The 14,425-nt window shown below is 49.3% G+C and carries 17 protein-coding genes; all 17 read left to right on the forward strand.

The window, feature by feature from the left end:
* The first annotated feature begins 9 nt into the window (after positions 1-9).
* The 17 genes from cheB (at position 10) to L6H98_RS17865 (ending at position 14,420) form a co-directional block, all read left to right on the forward strand.
* A complete protein-coding gene (gene cheB, locus L6H98_RS17785) occupies positions 10-1,473 on the forward strand; it encodes a chemotaxis-specific protein-glutamate methyltransferase CheB (RefSeq protein ID WP_236417104.1) in 1,464 nt (487 codons plus the stop codon).
* 33 nt (positions 1,474-1,506) lie between these two features.
* Complete coding sequence (locus tag L6H98_RS17790) at positions 1,507-3,600, forward strand: chemotaxis protein CheA (protein ID WP_236417105.1); 2,094 nt, start codon at positions 1,507-1,509, stop codon at positions 3,598-3,600.
* A gap of 40 nt (positions 3,601-3,640) precedes the next feature.
* Positions 3,641-4,102, forward strand: a complete 462-nt coding sequence (locus L6H98_RS17795) for a chemotaxis protein CheW (protein WP_236417106.1) — start codon at positions 3,641-3,643, stop codon at positions 4,100-4,102.
* Between the two features lie 3 nt (positions 4,103-4,105).
* Complete coding sequence (locus tag L6H98_RS17800; RefSeq protein ID WP_236417107.1) at positions 4,106-4,732, forward strand: chemotaxis protein CheC; 627 nt, start codon at positions 4,106-4,108, stop codon at positions 4,730-4,732.
* Positions 4,725-5,222, forward strand: a complete 498-nt coding sequence (locus L6H98_RS17805) for a chemotaxis protein CheD (protein ID WP_236417108.1) — start codon at positions 4,725-4,727, stop codon at positions 5,220-5,222. Before L6H98_RS17800 ends, L6H98_RS17805 begins: the two co-directional genes overlap by 8 nt.
* Before the next feature lie 4 nt (positions 5,223-5,226).
* Positions 5,227-5,667, forward strand: a complete 441-nt coding sequence (locus L6H98_RS17810) for a hypothetical protein (protein WP_236417109.1) — start codon at positions 5,227-5,229, stop codon at positions 5,665-5,667.
* 15 nt (positions 5,668-5,682) lie between these two features.
* Positions 5,683-6,471, forward strand: coding sequence for a FliA/WhiG family RNA polymerase sigma factor (locus L6H98_RS17815; RefSeq protein WP_236417110.1), 789 nt, complete (start codon positions 5,683-5,685; stop codon positions 6,469-6,471).
* A 57-nt stretch (positions 6,472-6,528) separates the two neighbouring features.
* On the forward strand, positions 6,529-7,938 hold the full coding sequence (locus L6H98_RS17820) for a FapA family protein (RefSeq protein ID WP_236417112.1): 1,410 nt from the start codon (positions 6,529-6,531) through the stop codon (positions 7,936-7,938).
* 51 nt (positions 7,939-7,989) lie between these two features.
* Positions 7,990-8,307: a hypothetical protein gene (locus L6H98_RS17825; RefSeq protein WP_236417114.1), complete on the forward strand. Its 318-nt coding sequence runs from the start codon at positions 7,990-7,992 to the stop codon at positions 8,305-8,307.
* Positions 8,308-8,358: 51 nt separating this feature from the next.
* The gene (locus L6H98_RS17830; RefSeq protein ID WP_236417115.1) at positions 8,359-8,913 is read left to right on the forward strand and encodes a hypothetical protein; all 555 of its coding nucleotides are present in this window, start codon (positions 8,359-8,361) and stop codon (positions 8,911-8,913) included.
* 3 nt (positions 8,914-8,916) lie between these two features.
* Positions 8,917-9,540 carry a peptidase gene (locus tag L6H98_RS17835; RefSeq protein ID WP_236417116.1) on the forward strand — a complete coding sequence of 208 codons (624 nt, stop codon included), beginning with the start codon at positions 8,917-8,919 and terminating at the stop codon, positions 9,538-9,540.
* Between the two features lie 226 nt (positions 9,541-9,766).
* Entirely contained in the window at positions 9,767-10,465 is a 699-nt protein-coding gene (gene rpsB, locus L6H98_RS17840) for a 30S ribosomal protein S2 (RefSeq protein WP_236417117.1), read from the forward strand.
* A gap of 116 nt (positions 10,466-10,581) precedes the next feature.
* Positions 10,582-11,232, forward strand: a complete 651-nt coding sequence (gene tsf, locus L6H98_RS17845) for a translation elongation factor Ts (RefSeq protein WP_236417118.1) — start codon at positions 10,582-10,584, stop codon at positions 11,230-11,232.
* 237 nt (positions 11,233-11,469) lie between these two features.
* Entirely contained in the window at positions 11,470-12,198 is a 729-nt protein-coding gene (pyrH, locus tag L6H98_RS17850; protein ID WP_236417119.1) for a UMP kinase, read from the forward strand.
* Positions 12,198-12,752 carry a ribosome recycling factor gene (frr, locus tag L6H98_RS17855; RefSeq protein WP_236417120.1) on the forward strand — a complete coding sequence of 185 codons (555 nt, stop codon included), beginning with the start codon at positions 12,198-12,200 and terminating at the stop codon, positions 12,750-12,752. Before pyrH ends, frr begins: the two co-directional genes overlap by 1 nt.
* A gap of 89 nt (positions 12,753-12,841) precedes the next feature.
* Positions 12,842-13,609: an isoprenyl transferase gene (locus L6H98_RS17860; RefSeq protein WP_236417121.1), complete on the forward strand. Its 768-nt coding sequence runs from the start codon at positions 12,842-12,844 to the stop codon at positions 13,607-13,609.
* A gap of 16 nt (positions 13,610-13,625) precedes the next feature.
* Positions 13,626-14,420, forward strand: a complete 795-nt coding sequence (locus L6H98_RS17865) for a phosphatidate cytidylyltransferase (protein WP_236417122.1) — start codon at positions 13,626-13,628, stop codon at positions 14,418-14,420.
* The last annotated feature ends 5 nt before the right edge of the window (positions 14,421-14,425 follow it).

The raw sequence follows: 14,425 nt of genomic DNA on the forward strand, positions 1-14,425 counted from the left end.
TGAAACAAGATGGCGGTGTATCAAGTATTGGTTGTCGATGATTCCGCTTTTATGCGCAAAATTGTTTCCGATTTGATTGAAGCGGATCCGGAATTCAAGGTTGCGGCAACCGCTTCAAACGGTAGAGAGGCGATACAAAAATCGTTGGATTTAAAACCCGATATCATCACTATGGACGTTGAAATGCCGGAAATGAACGGGCTTGATGCGCTCAAGTCCATCATGAAGCATTTTTATGTTCCGGTCATTATGTTGTCGGGTATTAATGAACAAGGCATGAAAGAGACCATTATGGCTCTTGAAGCCGGAGCGTTTGATTTTATCCGCAAACCGTCCGTCTCCCAGGATCATGACATTCAGGATGTGGGGAAAGCGCTGATCGAACGGATGCGTGCGGCCATGGATGAGATCAAACAAAGGGAGAAACGCAGGGCGGCCGCTATTCAAAAAAGGGAAGAGGCCCAGATGATCCGTTTGGATTCTCCAATTGTGCAGGCTCCACAGTCAGAAACCAAAAAAGCCAATGAGAAAGCAGGCGATGCGACCAAAAAGCCAGCCATGCAGGCTGAACTGGTCAAACGTGCGCCGAGCGAAAACAATGAAAAGTTACGGATTCCTCCAAAGCCGATCCAATCATCGGCTAAGGATTCGAAGGCGAGTAAACAACCTGCAGCCCCTAAAAGCAAACCGGCGCTTCAAACGGATGTTACCCGTGAACCAGGCGAAACGCACTCAACCAAACGGTCACAGCCGACTCGGATGCCTCAAGAGATTCGTCCTAATGTATCAACGCGCATTGTGTCCGATCAGGTTGCAGCTGCTTCGGCAAGCGACAATGCCAAAGGGGCAGCGCAAGCCGTGCCGGCTAGGAAACAGCTTTCCGGCTTAGAGGGGTCCTTTAATAAGATTATCGCAATCGGTTGCTCGACAGGAGGGCCGCGCGCCCTTAAAACATTGCTCGAGCAACTGCCGGCCGATTTGCCCGCACCTGTTGTCATTGTGCAGCACATGCCGCCCAACTTTACACGTTCTCTGGCTCAGCGCCTGAATACATTCAGCCCGCTGCAGGTGGTCGAGGCCGAAGAAGGCATGGTTTTACAAAAAGGAACGGCTTATATTGCACCAGGCGGATACCATCTGAAGGTCAACAAGAGCGTAGACGGAAAGTATGTCGTAAAGTTGACCGAAGAGCAGCCTGTTAACGGGCATAGACCGTCGGTGGATACGATGTTCGAGTCATTGATGGACTTTGCTTCGCTGCAAAGGCATCTGGTTCTCTTGACCGGCATGGGGAGCGACGGAGCCCGGATGATGAAAAAGATGTACGATGCCGGGGTGACGTCTACCTTTGCAGAGAACGAAGAAACATGTGTTGTGTACGGTATGCCGCGTTCGGCAGTCGAGCTGCAATGTGTGCGACATCTTCTGCCACTGCAGGGGATCGCACCGAAACTTGTTCAAGCTGTGAAATAAACGGAGTGTAACTCATGGAGGAGGTGCCTCACAATGGACATGAACCAATATTTATCCATGTTTATTGATGAGTCGAATGATCATCTGCAGTCCCTTAACGAAAATATGCTTCAACTCGAAAGCAACCCGGAGGATCTCGGTATCGTACAGGTCATTTTTCGCTCTGCACATACCTTGAAAGGCATGGCCGCAACGATGGGCTTCGAAGATCTGGCATCCCTGACGCATAAAATGGAAAACGTATTGGATTTGGTGCGTAACGAAAAATTGAAAATGCAGGATTTCATTTTTGACACCCTGTTCAAAGGGTTGGATGCACTGGAAACGATGGTACAGGACATTACCGGCGGTGGAGAAGGAAAAGCGGACGTTTCCTCCATCGTTGCCGCTCTTCAGGCAATCGAAAGCGGTGAGTGGAAAGGTGGGGACACCCCTGCTGCCGATGCAAGCCAATCGAGCGATTCGACAGAATTGGCGGCGGTAGAGCTGGACGAGTTCCAGTATTCCGTGCTCGAACAGTCCATCTCGGAGGGACATCAGGTACATTTTATTGAAGTACATGTCAGTGAACAAAGCCAGCTTAAGGCTGTACGGGCGTATATGGTCTTTGATTTGCTGGAGCGCTCCGGCGAAGTGGTCAAGGCCTTCCCGTCGGTCGAGGATATAGAGCAGGATAAGTTTGAGCGCAGTTTTTCGTTGTATTACATAACAACCAAAGAAGCGCCGGAACTTGAAAAAGCGATCTTGGGCATTTCAGAGATAGATAGTGCCAAAGTGGTTCCGCTGGATCAAGAATCGCTTCAACATATGACCAGTCAGGCTATTGCCGCAGCCGCAGAGTTGACGGCAGCAGTCGAGGCGGCAACGGCCCCGGTTGCTGCAACTGCGGAGGCATCGCCCCAATCAGAGGGGGCCGCGAAAGAAGCAGCCCAAAAAGAAGCAGCCAAGCCGGCTGCTCCCAAGCCGACTGCAGCGCCTTCACGAACCATTCGCGTCGACATTGAAAGACTTGACGTATTAATGAATCTTTTCAGTGAATTGCTGATCGATCGTTCCCGCCTGGAGCAGTTGGCAAGTGAAACGGGAAATAACGATTTGTCCGATACGGTAGCCCACTTGAGCAGGGTCAGCACAGATTTGCAAAATATCGTTTTGAAATTGCGGATGGTGCCGGTAGATACCGTATTTAACCGCTTCCCGCGGATGATCCGCGATTTGGCCAAAACGCTGGATAAAAAAATCGATCTTGTCATCACCGGCGCGGAAACCGAGCTGGACCGCACCGTCATTGACGAAATCGGAGATCCGCTCGTGCATTTGCTTCGAAATGCGGTCGATCATGGCGTAGAGAATGTTGCAGAACGCATCGCAGCCGGGAAGCCGGAAATGGGCACCGTGAATCTGCGTGCATTCCATAGCGGGAACCATGTCTTTATTGAGATCGAGGATGATGGCAAAGGAATCTATCGCGAAAAATTGTTGAAAACGGCGATTTCCCGAGGAGTCATTACCGAAGAGCAGGGAGCCAAAATGAGCGACGATGAAGTCAACCAGCTTTTGTTTGCTCCGGGCTTCAGCACAGCGGATAAAATTTCGGACATCTCCGGACGGGGCGTGGGACTGGATGTCGTTAAATCCAAAATCACCTCGCTTGGCGGCAATGTAACGATTCACTCGACGCCGGGCAAAGGCACGAATTTCTCGGTCCAACTGCCACTGACGTTGTCCATCATTGCGGCGATGCTTGTGCGCCTCGGTTCAGAGAAATATGCCATTCCTCTTTCTTCCATCGTAGAGACGGCCATCGTGCAGCGTGAGCAGGTACGCAACATTCACGGCAACAAGATGATTACGTTCCGGGAATCCCTTATTCCTTACCTTTCGTTAAGCGAGGTATTTGGTGTACCCGATTTCAATGATGCCGATGAGAAAGAAACCGAAATCGTGGTTATTCGCAAAGGCGATCGCCTGGCAGCGGTGTCCGTTGAAGAATTTATCGGTCAGAGCGAAATCGTGCTGAAATCGATGGGGAATTATCTGCCTGCGATTGAAGGAATCTCTGGAGCTACGATCCTGGGTGATGGACAAGTTGCGCTCATCGTAGACCCTAATGCATTTATCAAATAAACATCATTCCTAGCCTTACATTAATAAGGAGGTTTTATCCATGGATCAAGAATTGAAAGTGATCGTCTTCAAACTCGGTTCCGAAGAGTACGGCGTAGAGGTGGAAAAGGTTCAGACGATTGAGCGCATGATGCCGATTACCCGGGTACCCAATACGTACTCTTTCGTAAAAGGCGTCATCAACCTGCGCGGCGTGGTCATTCCCGTCATTGACCTCCGCGGCCGGTTTTCCTTGCCTGAAACGGAATATACCGATCAAACAAGAATCGTCATCGTGGCAGTAGGCGATATGCAGGTCGGCTTCATCGTAGACGCGGCCAACGACGTCATTGACATCAAGAGCAGTTCCATCGACAATCCCCCGGAAGTGGTTGGCGGCGTAAAAGCGAGATACTTGCGCGGCGTGGCCAAATTGGAGAATGAACGGTTGCTCATCATGCTTAACCTGAATGAAGTATTAAGCAGAAGCGAAATCGTTCAGCTGGAAAGCGTCGAGGGCTAAACCGTGGAAATATTCAACCGATTTGAGGGTATCCAGTTGGATGTGCTCAAAGAGGTCGGTAACATTGGAGCTGGCAACGCCGCTACGGCGTTGTCCCAGCTTTTGAACAAACCGATCGATATGGGCGTACCGACTGTGGAAATGCTTCCTTTTGAAAAAGTTGCGGATAAGGTCGGCGGCGATGAGCGCATCGTGGTCACGGTGTTCCTCCGGGTGGAAGGTGAGGCGCCTGGCAACCTGTTTTTCATGATGGCTCCGGAAGCCGCCAAAATGCTGTTGAACCGGCTTGCCGGTTTTGAATTGAAGGAAGGTCTCGAGTTTACAGAAATGGAGCAGTCGGCTTTATCCGAAATTGGAAACATGTTGGCTGGCTCCTATCTGTCATCCTTAGCTGACTTTACCGGATTGTCCATGTATCCTACCGTTCCCGGATTGGCTGTCGATATGGCTGGGGCCATTCTTAGCTACGGGCTGTTGCAGTTCGGGGAAATGGGGGACGACGCATTGCTCATTGACACCTCCTTTCTTGAAGGACAGGATCAAGTAGAGGGCCAATTTTTCCTGATTCCCGATCCTGCGTCATTCGCCAAGATTTTTGAGTCTTTAGGGGTGCCGCTGGATTATGATTGAAGACAAAAACATCGTCAAGGTCGGAATGGCGGATTTGAACATAGCCAAACTTCCCGGCATTATTCGAACGACAGGCCTGGGATCTTGCGTGGGTTTAACGATGTACGATCCGCAGCTGAAGCTTGCCGGGATGGCACACGTTATGCTCCCAACGTCGGAAATCGCAAGAGAGGGAAACGTAAACAAGGCGAAATATGCAGATACCGCATTGCCCGAGCTCTTGGAGAAAATGCTGCAGTTAGGGGCTTCCCAGTCACGGATCGTATCCAAAATGGCCGGCGGCTCCCAAATGTTTTCTTTCTCGGGAGCAGGAGAGACGATGCGCATCGGGCCGAGAAATGCCGAGTCTTGCCGGGAATGGCTGGAGAAGCTTAAAATACCGCTTGTTGCCGAAGATACCGGTGGTAATTATGGCCGTACCATTGAAATGGATTGCGAAACCGGGCTTTTGACTATTCGAAGCGTACAAATGGGTGTAAAGGAACTATAAACATATGATTGGAAACTACCGCATTAATCTTGGAGCAGGCATAGTCGGATTTATTCTGACTTTTTTTGTAGCATATAGCAGCAATGTGTTCGTGACCAGTTTAATTCGCGGGTTCATCGGATTCGTAGTCTGGTTTGTTCTTGCATATGGTCTACGCTGGGTGTTGGGCATGCTGCTGGCTCCTTCCCCGGAACATAATGGGTTCGATGTTGATTCCCTGAATAATCAGGCTGTCAAAGGTTCGCAGATGGACATCACACTTGAAGGCGATGGAGAAGAGCTGAACGACTTGCTCAAGAATGGACAGAACGCTTCCGCCGAGGCAGATCTTCCGACATCCGAAAACACGAAGACGGATTTCACGCCATTAAACCCGCCGAAACTTGTGCGGACGAAAGAGCCGGAAGAGTTGGCGCAAGCTGTTCGTCACCTGACAGACAAATAAGGAGGGTGAAGGCAATTGAACGAGCGTAAAGCTGCACATTTGAACCATGCTGATCTATGGGAAAAGTGGAAGGAACATGGAGATCTTGATGCGAAGAAAAGTTTGATTGAAAAATATTTGCACATTGTTAATTACGTTTCTGGCAGATTAGCCGTTGGTTTGCCTAAAAACGTACCTAAAGATGATCTCGAGAGCAACGGCGTCATGGGGCTGATCGATGCGCTCGAGAAGTTTGATTATGAAAGAGGCCTTCAATTCGAAACGTATGCTTCCTGGCGGGTGCGAGGGGCCATTCTTGACGGGCTGCGCCAAGGCGACTGGGTCCCACGTTCCGTTAGGGAGAAGGCCAAACGGATCGAAGACGCGTATCAACAACTGGAACAGACGTATCTGCGCTCTGTGACCGATGAAGAAATGAGCCAGTACCTGGATGTGTCCACAAAGGACTTTCAGCATATGCTTCAGGAGGTGGCCGTGATGTCATTGTGTTCCCTGGAAGACCCGATCCGGGAGGAAGAATCGGAAACGCGGCTTTCTTTAATGGTGGATGAAAAGGCCAAAAACCCGGACTACAAAGTGAACGAGTTTTATTTGAAGGAAGCACTGGTGCAGGGATTGGAAAAGCTGACCGTAAAGGAACGGACGGTGGTGTCCCTCTTGTATTATGAGGACCTTTCGCTCAGCGAGATCGCCGAGGTCATGTCCCTTTCCCCGTCGCGGATTTCGCAGCTGCATTCCAAGGCGATATTAAGACTGCGCGGAACGTTGGACAAACAGAAGGAATTGCTGCTGAGCAGGGACTAAAATAGAAAATGATACGAATTTAGGGAGTGGAAGGTCTAATAAGGGGGAAGAGCTGCATTGACACAGCCGAATGCGTTGGAACAATGTCTGAGCGTTGTATTCTCTGAAGACAAAAGCAAAGCTTACTTGGAATTATCGAAACATGAAGAGGGTCAGGAAATCGCTCTGGAAGAACTGGAAATGTATATCGCAAGTCAGGGGATCAAGTATGGCATCATAAAGGAAGCCCTGCTCGCTTTTGTGGCACAGCCCGAAAAGCATATCCATGTACGTTATTTATTTGCCGAAGGAATCGCTCCGGTTGCAGGCAAGGACGGTTTTATCAAACTGCATGCGGGGTTGGAGGAACACAGCGAACACCGTCCGCTGGAAGCCGAGGATGGCAAGGTGGACTATAAGGAAGTCACTCGCCTTGACAACGTTCGTTCCGGACAGATTATCGCCGAACGGGTTCCCCCGGAAGAAGGCACCCCTGGTACCGCGGTAACGGGTGAAACCATTCCTTTTCGTCCAGGAAAAGAAGCCCGGTTTAAAGTGGGAAAAAACGTCGTTGTTAATCCGGATGGCTCCGCAATGTATGCCGCGATTGACGGGCTTGTGACCAAAACGGAAGATCACAAGTTAAATGTGTTCCCTGTATACGAAATTAACGGCGACGTTGATTATAGCACCGGCAATGTTGATTTCGTAGGGACCGTGGTCATCCGTGGCAACGTGCTGACGGGTTTCAAAGTTAAAGCAGCCGGCGACATACGCGTTGTAGGTGGAGTCGAAGGAGCAGAGTTGGAAGCCGGAGGTTCCGTAGAAATTACGGGCGGGATCATTGGATATAACAAAGGGCATGTGCATGCCGGACATAACGTGAAATGCACGTTTGTTCAGGAAGGGCATGTCGATGCCGGCGAAGATGTTCTCGTATCCCAGAGCATCATGCATTCCAGCATACGTGCAGGCCGTAACGTGATCTGTGCCGGAACGAAAGGGCTGATCGTCGGCGGGACGATCCAGGCCGGTGAGAATGTTTCCGCGCGCATTGTCGGAAACAGCATGTCCACGGTGACCTCCATTGAGGTCGGTGTTTTACCCAAACTTCGCAATGAGCTGAACGATTTGCGCTCGAATTTGCGAACCCATATGGATTCGTTGGACAAAACGAGGAAAGCACTGGCCCTTTTGGACCAACTGGCCGCATCGGGCCAGCTGAGCCCTGACAAAATGGCCATGCGGATCAAGCTTACTGCCACTCAGAAATCTTCGATGCGTCAAAACGAGGAAACGAAACACCGCATCCTGGAAATCGAGAAGATTCTAGAAAATACGAGCATGGCGCGCGTCGATATTTTCAAGACCATCTATGGTGGCTCTAAGATAGTTATCGGCAGATACACCAAATTTGTTAAAGATCCCGTCCATCGAATTTCATTTTATTACAGTGATGGAGACATTGTGACGGTTCCATACGTTTGATCTCACGATTCGAGTTCAGGAAGTTCCATTCGAAACCCAAGAGGTGAGCGCATGAGTTTCAAGGCGGTAGAACTGCAGATCGCGGTGCCTAGAACGAGTGAAGCTGGGCGTTACCAAAATGAGTACCAACAGAGGCCGATGCTGGATCAGCAGATGATTGCGGAGCAAACAGCCAAGGAAGCTCAGGCATCGAGTCAGCGCAGCACTGCGGTGGACGAAACGGCGGATGCTGCGGTGAGGGATGGCCAGTCCCACCAAGGAGAACGCCATGGTGGCACATTGACGAGCGATGTGGAAGAAACCGGGGAGCAACAGCCCAAGCTTGCCGAGCATCCGTTTAAAGGGAAACATATCGATCTGTCCTTCTGAGATGATGGCATGGACTTTTTTTGAAACAGGATGAGCATAAGGAGAGATTCGATGTCACCGTGGATTATTATTGTCATACTGGGAGGCTGTGCCATCGTTTACGCTCTGATTCAGCCGAAGAAAAACAAGAATGAAGTACCGGAACAGAAGCTTGTTCAAGAAATGGAGGCAACGCTTGAGCATTATATGGCCGAAATCGAGAGGGATAACGATACTCTGATTCAGCGCGTTGCCGAAATGAAGGGAGAAGCCGCGGCTGCGGATCAGCGCATGCAGGCCCAGCTTGATGAACTGGAAAAACGGTTGAAGGGACTTGAAGAGGCCCGGGTTGAAGCAGTGAACGAAGTTTATGTCCGGAATGCGATCTCCGAAGCGCCGGCAGGAGAAACCAAGGAGACCGCGTTTCAACCTTCTTTGGCGGCTGCCGAGCAGCCAAAGATGGATGAATTGCCCGATCCCCAACGCGAAACCATCAAAGCGCGGTATGCGGAGTTGTTCCGGCTGCATGGAGAAGGGAAATCCATGGATGCCATCGCAAAACACACGGGGATTCAACGCGGAGAAGTGCAGCTGATCTTACAGCTTGCAGAACGGGAGGAGAGCTGACGCATGGACAAGCGCTCCCTATGGATCGGAATTGGCAGCGGCATGATTGTCGGAGCGGTATTGCTTCAGCTTGCCAACGTGGGACAAAATGCTTTAGCCGATAACGCTTTGGAGCCTGAGCAGGTTTCGTCGTTATCGAGGGAACAGCTGGAGAATGCTGCGAAGAGCATGAATCTCAAGCTGGTTGACAATGATGCAGAGCTCTATACCGAGACCGAATGGGTGGAAAAAAAGAAACAAGAGAGCAGCACGCTGCAGGGAGAGACGGCAACTGCGCCGAAAGAGACGGAGCCGGCCGAAAAACCCGAAACCCCTATTGATCCGCAGCAGCCTTCTGCAGATGCTGCGGATTCGCCAACACAAACGAGCAAACCCGAAACCTCAAAGCCTACCGCCCCTGCGGAACCGAAGAAACAGGTCTCTTTTCGGATCCGTTCGGGAAGCACACTTGTGATGGTAGCGGAAAATCTCGAAAAAGCAGGCATTGTGGATGATGCCGAAAGCTTCATCAAAGCAGGCCGGGAAGCAAAGATTAACACCAAAATACAAGTAGGCACCTACTCTCTTGAAAAAGGTGAAAGCTACCAGTCCATCATCGACAAAATCATCAAAGAACCGTCAAGCTGAGCTTGCTCAGACAGGACGGTTCTTTGCTTGCAGCGGCAGATGCAGGAGCGGATAGAAACATTCGAGGTAAATGTTGCAACCAACAATTTCTTGTGTTATATTAGTTAACGGTGTTAAAACACACGCATGGCTAATTTTGTTGAGGGTGCTTTCCTGATGGAGAGTCTTGGCAAAAAATGATGCCTGCGGAGGGACACAAAAAAACCATATTAGGAGGTGTGTGAAGATGGCAGTAATCTCCATGAAGCAGCTTCTTGAAGCTGGGGTACACTTCGGTCACCAAACTCGTCGTTGGAACCCAAAAATGGATCGTTATATCTTCACCGAAAGAAACGGAATCTACATTATCGACTTGCAAAAAACAGTTAAAAAAGTCGAGGAAGCTTACAACTTCGTTAAAGGAATCGCAGCTGAAAATGGTACAATCCTGTTCGTAGGAACCAAAAAACAAGCTCAAGATTCCGTTAAAGAAGAAGCTGAGCGCGCTGGTCAATTCTACATCAACCAACGTTGGTTGGGTGGTACTCTGACAAACTTCCAAACGATTCAAAAACGTATCGATCGTTTGAAACAATTGGAAGCTTGGGAAGAGGACGGCACTTTCGGCGTATTGCCTAAAAAAGAAGTTATCTTGCTTCGCAAAGAAAAAGATCGTCTGGAGAAATTCCTCGGCGGTATTAAAAATATGAAAGGCCTGCCAAGCGCCCTGTTCATCATCGATCCTCGCAAAGAGCGTATCGCTGTTGCCGAAGCTCGCAAATTGGGTATCCCAATCGTTGGTATCGTTGATACAAACTGCGATCCAGACGAGATCGATTATGTTATTCCAGGTAACGACGACGCGATCCGTGCCGTTAAGTTGCTGACAGGTAAAATGGCTGATGCCGTAATCGAAGCTCACCAAGGCGAAGAAACATCCGCTTAATCGAGCTCGCATTATACCTTAAGAATTAAATGAAAAGGGTGGTTGGTAGGTGGATAACCTCTCACTGCCCTTTTTTTAGAGTGTACTTACAAAACTCATTTTGGAGGGAATTAACAATGGCAGTAAATGCGAGTGCAGTAAAAGAACTTCGTGAAAAAACAGGCGCAGGTATGCTGGATTGCAAAAAAGCGCTGGAAGAAGCAAACGGTGACCTGACAAAAGCGGCTGAACTGTTGCGTGAAAAAGGTCTGGCAGCTGCGGCAAACAAAGCTGGCCGTGCAGCAACTGAAGGTACAGTGGAATCCTATATTCATGCTGGCGGACGGATCGGCGTTCTGGTTGAAGTTAACTGCGAAACGGACTTCGTAGGTAAAACAGACCAATTTAAAGAGTTTGTTAAAGATATCGCAATGCAAATTGCAGCAGCAAGCCCTAAATTCGTAAGCCGCGAAGAAGTTTCCACGGAAGAGTTGGAAAAAGAAAAAGAAATCCTGAGAGCACAAGCACTGAACGAAGGCAAGCCTGAAAAAATCGTTGAAAAAATGGTTGAAGGCCGCATCGGCAAATACTACGAAGAGTTCTGTTTGCTGGAGCAACCTTTTGTTAAAGACCCTGACAAAACGATTTCTCAATTGCTGAATGAAAAAATCAGCCAAATCGGTGAAAATATCTCCATCCGTCGTTTCGTTCGTTACGAACTGGGCGAAGGCCTGGAGAAAAAAGTCGACAACTTCGTAGAAGAAGTTATGTCCCAAGTAAACAAGTAAGCAATAACGAATGATTGCCGGTTAGTCAAAATGCTTTTCGAAGATATAAGAATGAACAAACTTCGAAGCTCGCAACTCCCTTATATCTAAGGAAAACAATGCCTTTCCGGATCATCGTTTTTCCTAAAAAGAGTGGAACACAAGCTGTGTTCCTTTCTTTTTAAGCAGGAGGCTACGCGCGAGAAGTTTTGTTGATTGAACGCCGGAGGCGCTCAATTCAAAGTGGAGGGTGAACAATTGGAACAGCCAGTATTTAAACGCGTTGTATTAAAGGTTAGTGGGGAATCCCTTTCTGGCCAAAACGGCTACGGTATTGATGCAGAGACGATCTCTTCGATTGCCCAGCAGGTAAAGGAAGTTGTTGAATTGGGCGTCGAAGTCGCTATCGTATGTGGCGGCGGCAACATCTGGCGCGGTATCGCCGGAAGCGAAAACGGCATTGACCGGGCAACGGCCGATTATATGGGTATGCTGGCAACAGTCATGAACTCGCTCGCCCTGCAGGATGCACTCGAACAAATCGATGTGCCTACGCGCGTGCAAACATCCATTGCGATGCAGCAAATTGCAGAACCGTACATTCGTCGTAGAGCCATTCGTCATCTGGAGAAAGGCCGGGTCGTTATTTTTGCAGCAGGTACAGGTAACCCGTTCTTTTCCACGGATACAACAGCGGCGCTGCGCGCAGCGGAGATTGAAGCTGAAGTCATCCTGATGGCTAAAAACAAAGTGGATGGCGTCTACTCGGCAGATCCATTCAAGGATAGCAAGGCTGAGAAATATGAGCAGCTGACGTACCTTGATGTACTTAATAAAAATCTAGGCGTGATGGACTCGACAGCGTCTTCGCTCTGCATGGACAATAACATTCCGTTGATTGTATTTGCCATTACAGAGCAAGGCAACATCAAACGCGTTGTTCTTGGCGAACGGATTGGAACAATCGTTAAAGGGAGTGTAGATTAATGCCACAAGCAGTTAAAAAAAGTGCTGAAGAACGTATGGAAAAGGCCATTCAGGCATTGCGTCGCGATCTTGCGACTCTGCGTGCCGGACGTGCCAGCTCAGCTCTGTTGGACCGAATTCAAGTTGAATATTACGGCGCGATGACGCCTCTCAACCAGTTGGCCAACATCAGTACGCCGGATTCCCGTACGCTGATGATTCAGCCTTGGGATAAATCTTCGATGAGCGACATTGAGCGCGCGATCATGAAATCCGATCTCGGGCTTACGCCTGCAAATGACGGAAGCATGATTCGCCTGTCCATTCCTCCGTTGACTGAAGAGCGCAGAGCCGAACTTGTCAAACTTACCAAAAAGTTCGGTGAAGAAAGCAAAGTGGCCATTCGAAACATTCGGCGCGATGCAAATGATGACATCAAAAAAATGGAAAAGTCGGACATTTCCGAGGACGAATCCCGGAGACATCAAGACGATATCCAGAAATCGACGGACAAGTTTATCGCTGAAGTCGATAAGGTACTCGCTGCCAAAGAAAAAGAAATTATGGAAGTGTAAGACAAGCGCAGCCCCTCCGATACGGTGGGGTTTTGTCTCTTTTTCCAAGCTTCAGGTGAAGAAACTTCAAGGATTTTGGAGGAACAGGAATGATCAAACGGGTTCGGTCGTGGTGGAATGGGGCTGAAAAGCAGGAAACGCTGACGATTTCCGGGGACAATATCCCGGAGCATGTTGCCATCATCATGGACGGAAACGGACGCTGGGCCAAACGGCTTGGACTTCCGAGGATCGCCGGGCACCAAAGCGGCATGAAAGCCGTCAAGCGTGCGGCCATAGCAGCGGATGAACTGGGGATTAAATATCTGACGATGTACGCTTTTTCGACAGAAAATTGGGCGCGTCCAAAAGAAGAAGTGGACTTTCTGATGCGGCTTCCGCAAGAATTCCTGGCGATAGAGCTGGATGAACTGATCGAAAAAAATGTTCGTATTTCCATGATGGGTCAAGAGGAATATTTGCCTTCCCACACCGTGGATGCTTTACGTGAGGCAATTCAGCGTACGCAGCATAATACCGGGTTGGTATTGAATTTTGCAATGAATTACGGAAGTCGCAAGGAAATGACGGACTGTACCAAGCAGATTGCATTGAAAGTGCAGTCGGGGGAATTGTCGATCGAGGAAATCACGCCTGAAGTGATCGACAAACATATGTTTACTGCAGGCATGCCTGATCCTGATTTGTTAATCCGCACAAGCGGCGAACTTAGACTCAGCAATTTTATGTTGTGGCAATTGGCATATAGTGAATTATGGTTTACGGATATATATTGGCCTGAATTCGGCAAACAGCATTTGCTTGAAGCCGTGGCCGAATATCAGCGCAGGTCACGGCGTTACGGCGGTTTGAAATAGATGGAGGATGAAGCCGTTGAAACAGCGAATAACGACAGGAATAATAGCAGGCGCGTTGTTTTTGGGTTTTTGCCTGCTGGGTGGACCCTGGTACCATGGATTGGTACTGGTAATGGCTCTCATCGGTTATTATGAGTTTGTGAAAATGACAGGGCTGCCGCCCTTTTCGGGCGCAGCCCTAATCGGGTATGCAGGTGTTTTTGCATTGGTGTTTCCATGGGAAATGCTGTGGGACCATCGCCCGCTAACGTTATTTCAGGTGGGCTGGCTTGTTATGCTTGTGTTGATGGCAACCTCGGTTGTAACGAAAAACAGAATATCGGTGAACACGGTAGCCATGCTGTTTCTGGGCGTGGTTTACGTAGGGGTTGGCTTTTATTACATTGCGGAATCGAGGCATTTGCCAAACGGTCTTTTTTGGACGTTTTTGCTGCTCGGTTCCATTTGGTCCAGTGATGCAGGGGCCTACTTTGTAGGAAAGCTTATCGGCAAAAACAAGCTGTGGCCATCGATTAGCCCCAACAAAACGGTTGAAGGAGCGTTGGGTGGCATTGCGATTGCAATTGTGACCTCGCTTGTTTTTGCATGGGCTTCGGACGGACTGCTCACTTGGGAAAGGGCGATATTCATCGGGCTTGCCGCTGCGGTGGTAGGGCAGATGGGGGATTTGATCCAATCCGCATACAAACGTATATATAACATCAAGGATTCCGGCAATCTGCTTCCGGGACATGGAGGCATCTTGGATCGATGTGATAGTTGGATCGTGGTATTCCCGTTTGTACATATACTGATGTTATTGCCCTATTAATTACG

This window comes from Paenibacillus sp. JJ-223, from assembly GCF_927798175.1.
In the GTDB taxonomy this organism is placed as follows: Bacteria; Bacillota; Bacilli; order Paenibacillales; family Paenibacillaceae; genus Paenibacillus; species Paenibacillus hubeiensis.

What these genes read in the sequence shown, in the direction of transcription:
- cheB (WP_236417104.1), top strand. Translation starts at nt 10, where the DNA reads ATGGCGGTGTATCAAGTATTGGTTGTCGATGATTCCGCTTTTATGCGC.
- L6H98_RS17790 (WP_236417105.1), top strand. Translation starts at nt 1,507, where the DNA reads ATGGACATGAACCAATATTTATCCATGTTTATTGATGAGTCGAATGAT.
- L6H98_RS17795 (WP_236417106.1), top strand. Translation starts at nt 3,641, where the DNA reads ATGGATCAAGAATTGAAAGTGATCGTCTTCAAACTCGGTTCCGAAGAG.
- L6H98_RS17805 (WP_236417108.1), top strand. Translation starts at nt 4,725, where the DNA reads ATGATTGAAGACAAAAACATCGTCAAGGTCGGAATGGCGGATTTGAAC.
- L6H98_RS17810 (WP_236417109.1), top strand. Translation starts at nt 5,227, where the DNA reads ATGATTGGAAACTACCGCATTAATCTTGGAGCAGGCATAGTCGGATTT.
- L6H98_RS17825 (WP_236417114.1), top strand. Translation starts at nt 7,990, where the DNA reads ATGAGTTTCAAGGCGGTAGAACTGCAGATCGCGGTGCCTAGAACGAGT.
- L6H98_RS17830 (WP_236417115.1), top strand. Translation starts at nt 8,359, where the DNA reads ATGTCACCGTGGATTATTATTGTCATACTGGGAGGCTGTGCCATCGTT.
- L6H98_RS17835 (WP_236417116.1), top strand. Translation starts at nt 8,917, where the DNA reads ATGGACAAGCGCTCCCTATGGATCGGAATTGGCAGCGGCATGATTGTC.
- rpsB (WP_236417117.1), top strand. Translation starts at nt 9,767, where the DNA reads ATGGCAGTAATCTCCATGAAGCAGCTTCTTGAAGCTGGGGTACACTTC.
- tsf (WP_236417118.1), top strand. Translation starts at nt 10,582, where the DNA reads ATGGCAGTAAATGCGAGTGCAGTAAAAGAACTTCGTGAAAAAACAGGC.
- frr (WP_236417120.1), top strand. Translation starts at nt 12,198, where the DNA reads ATGCCACAAGCAGTTAAAAAAAGTGCTGAAGAACGTATGGAAAAGGCC.
- L6H98_RS17860 (WP_236417121.1), top strand. Translation starts at nt 12,842, where the DNA reads ATGATCAAACGGGTTCGGTCGTGGTGGAATGGGGCTGAAAAGCAGGAA.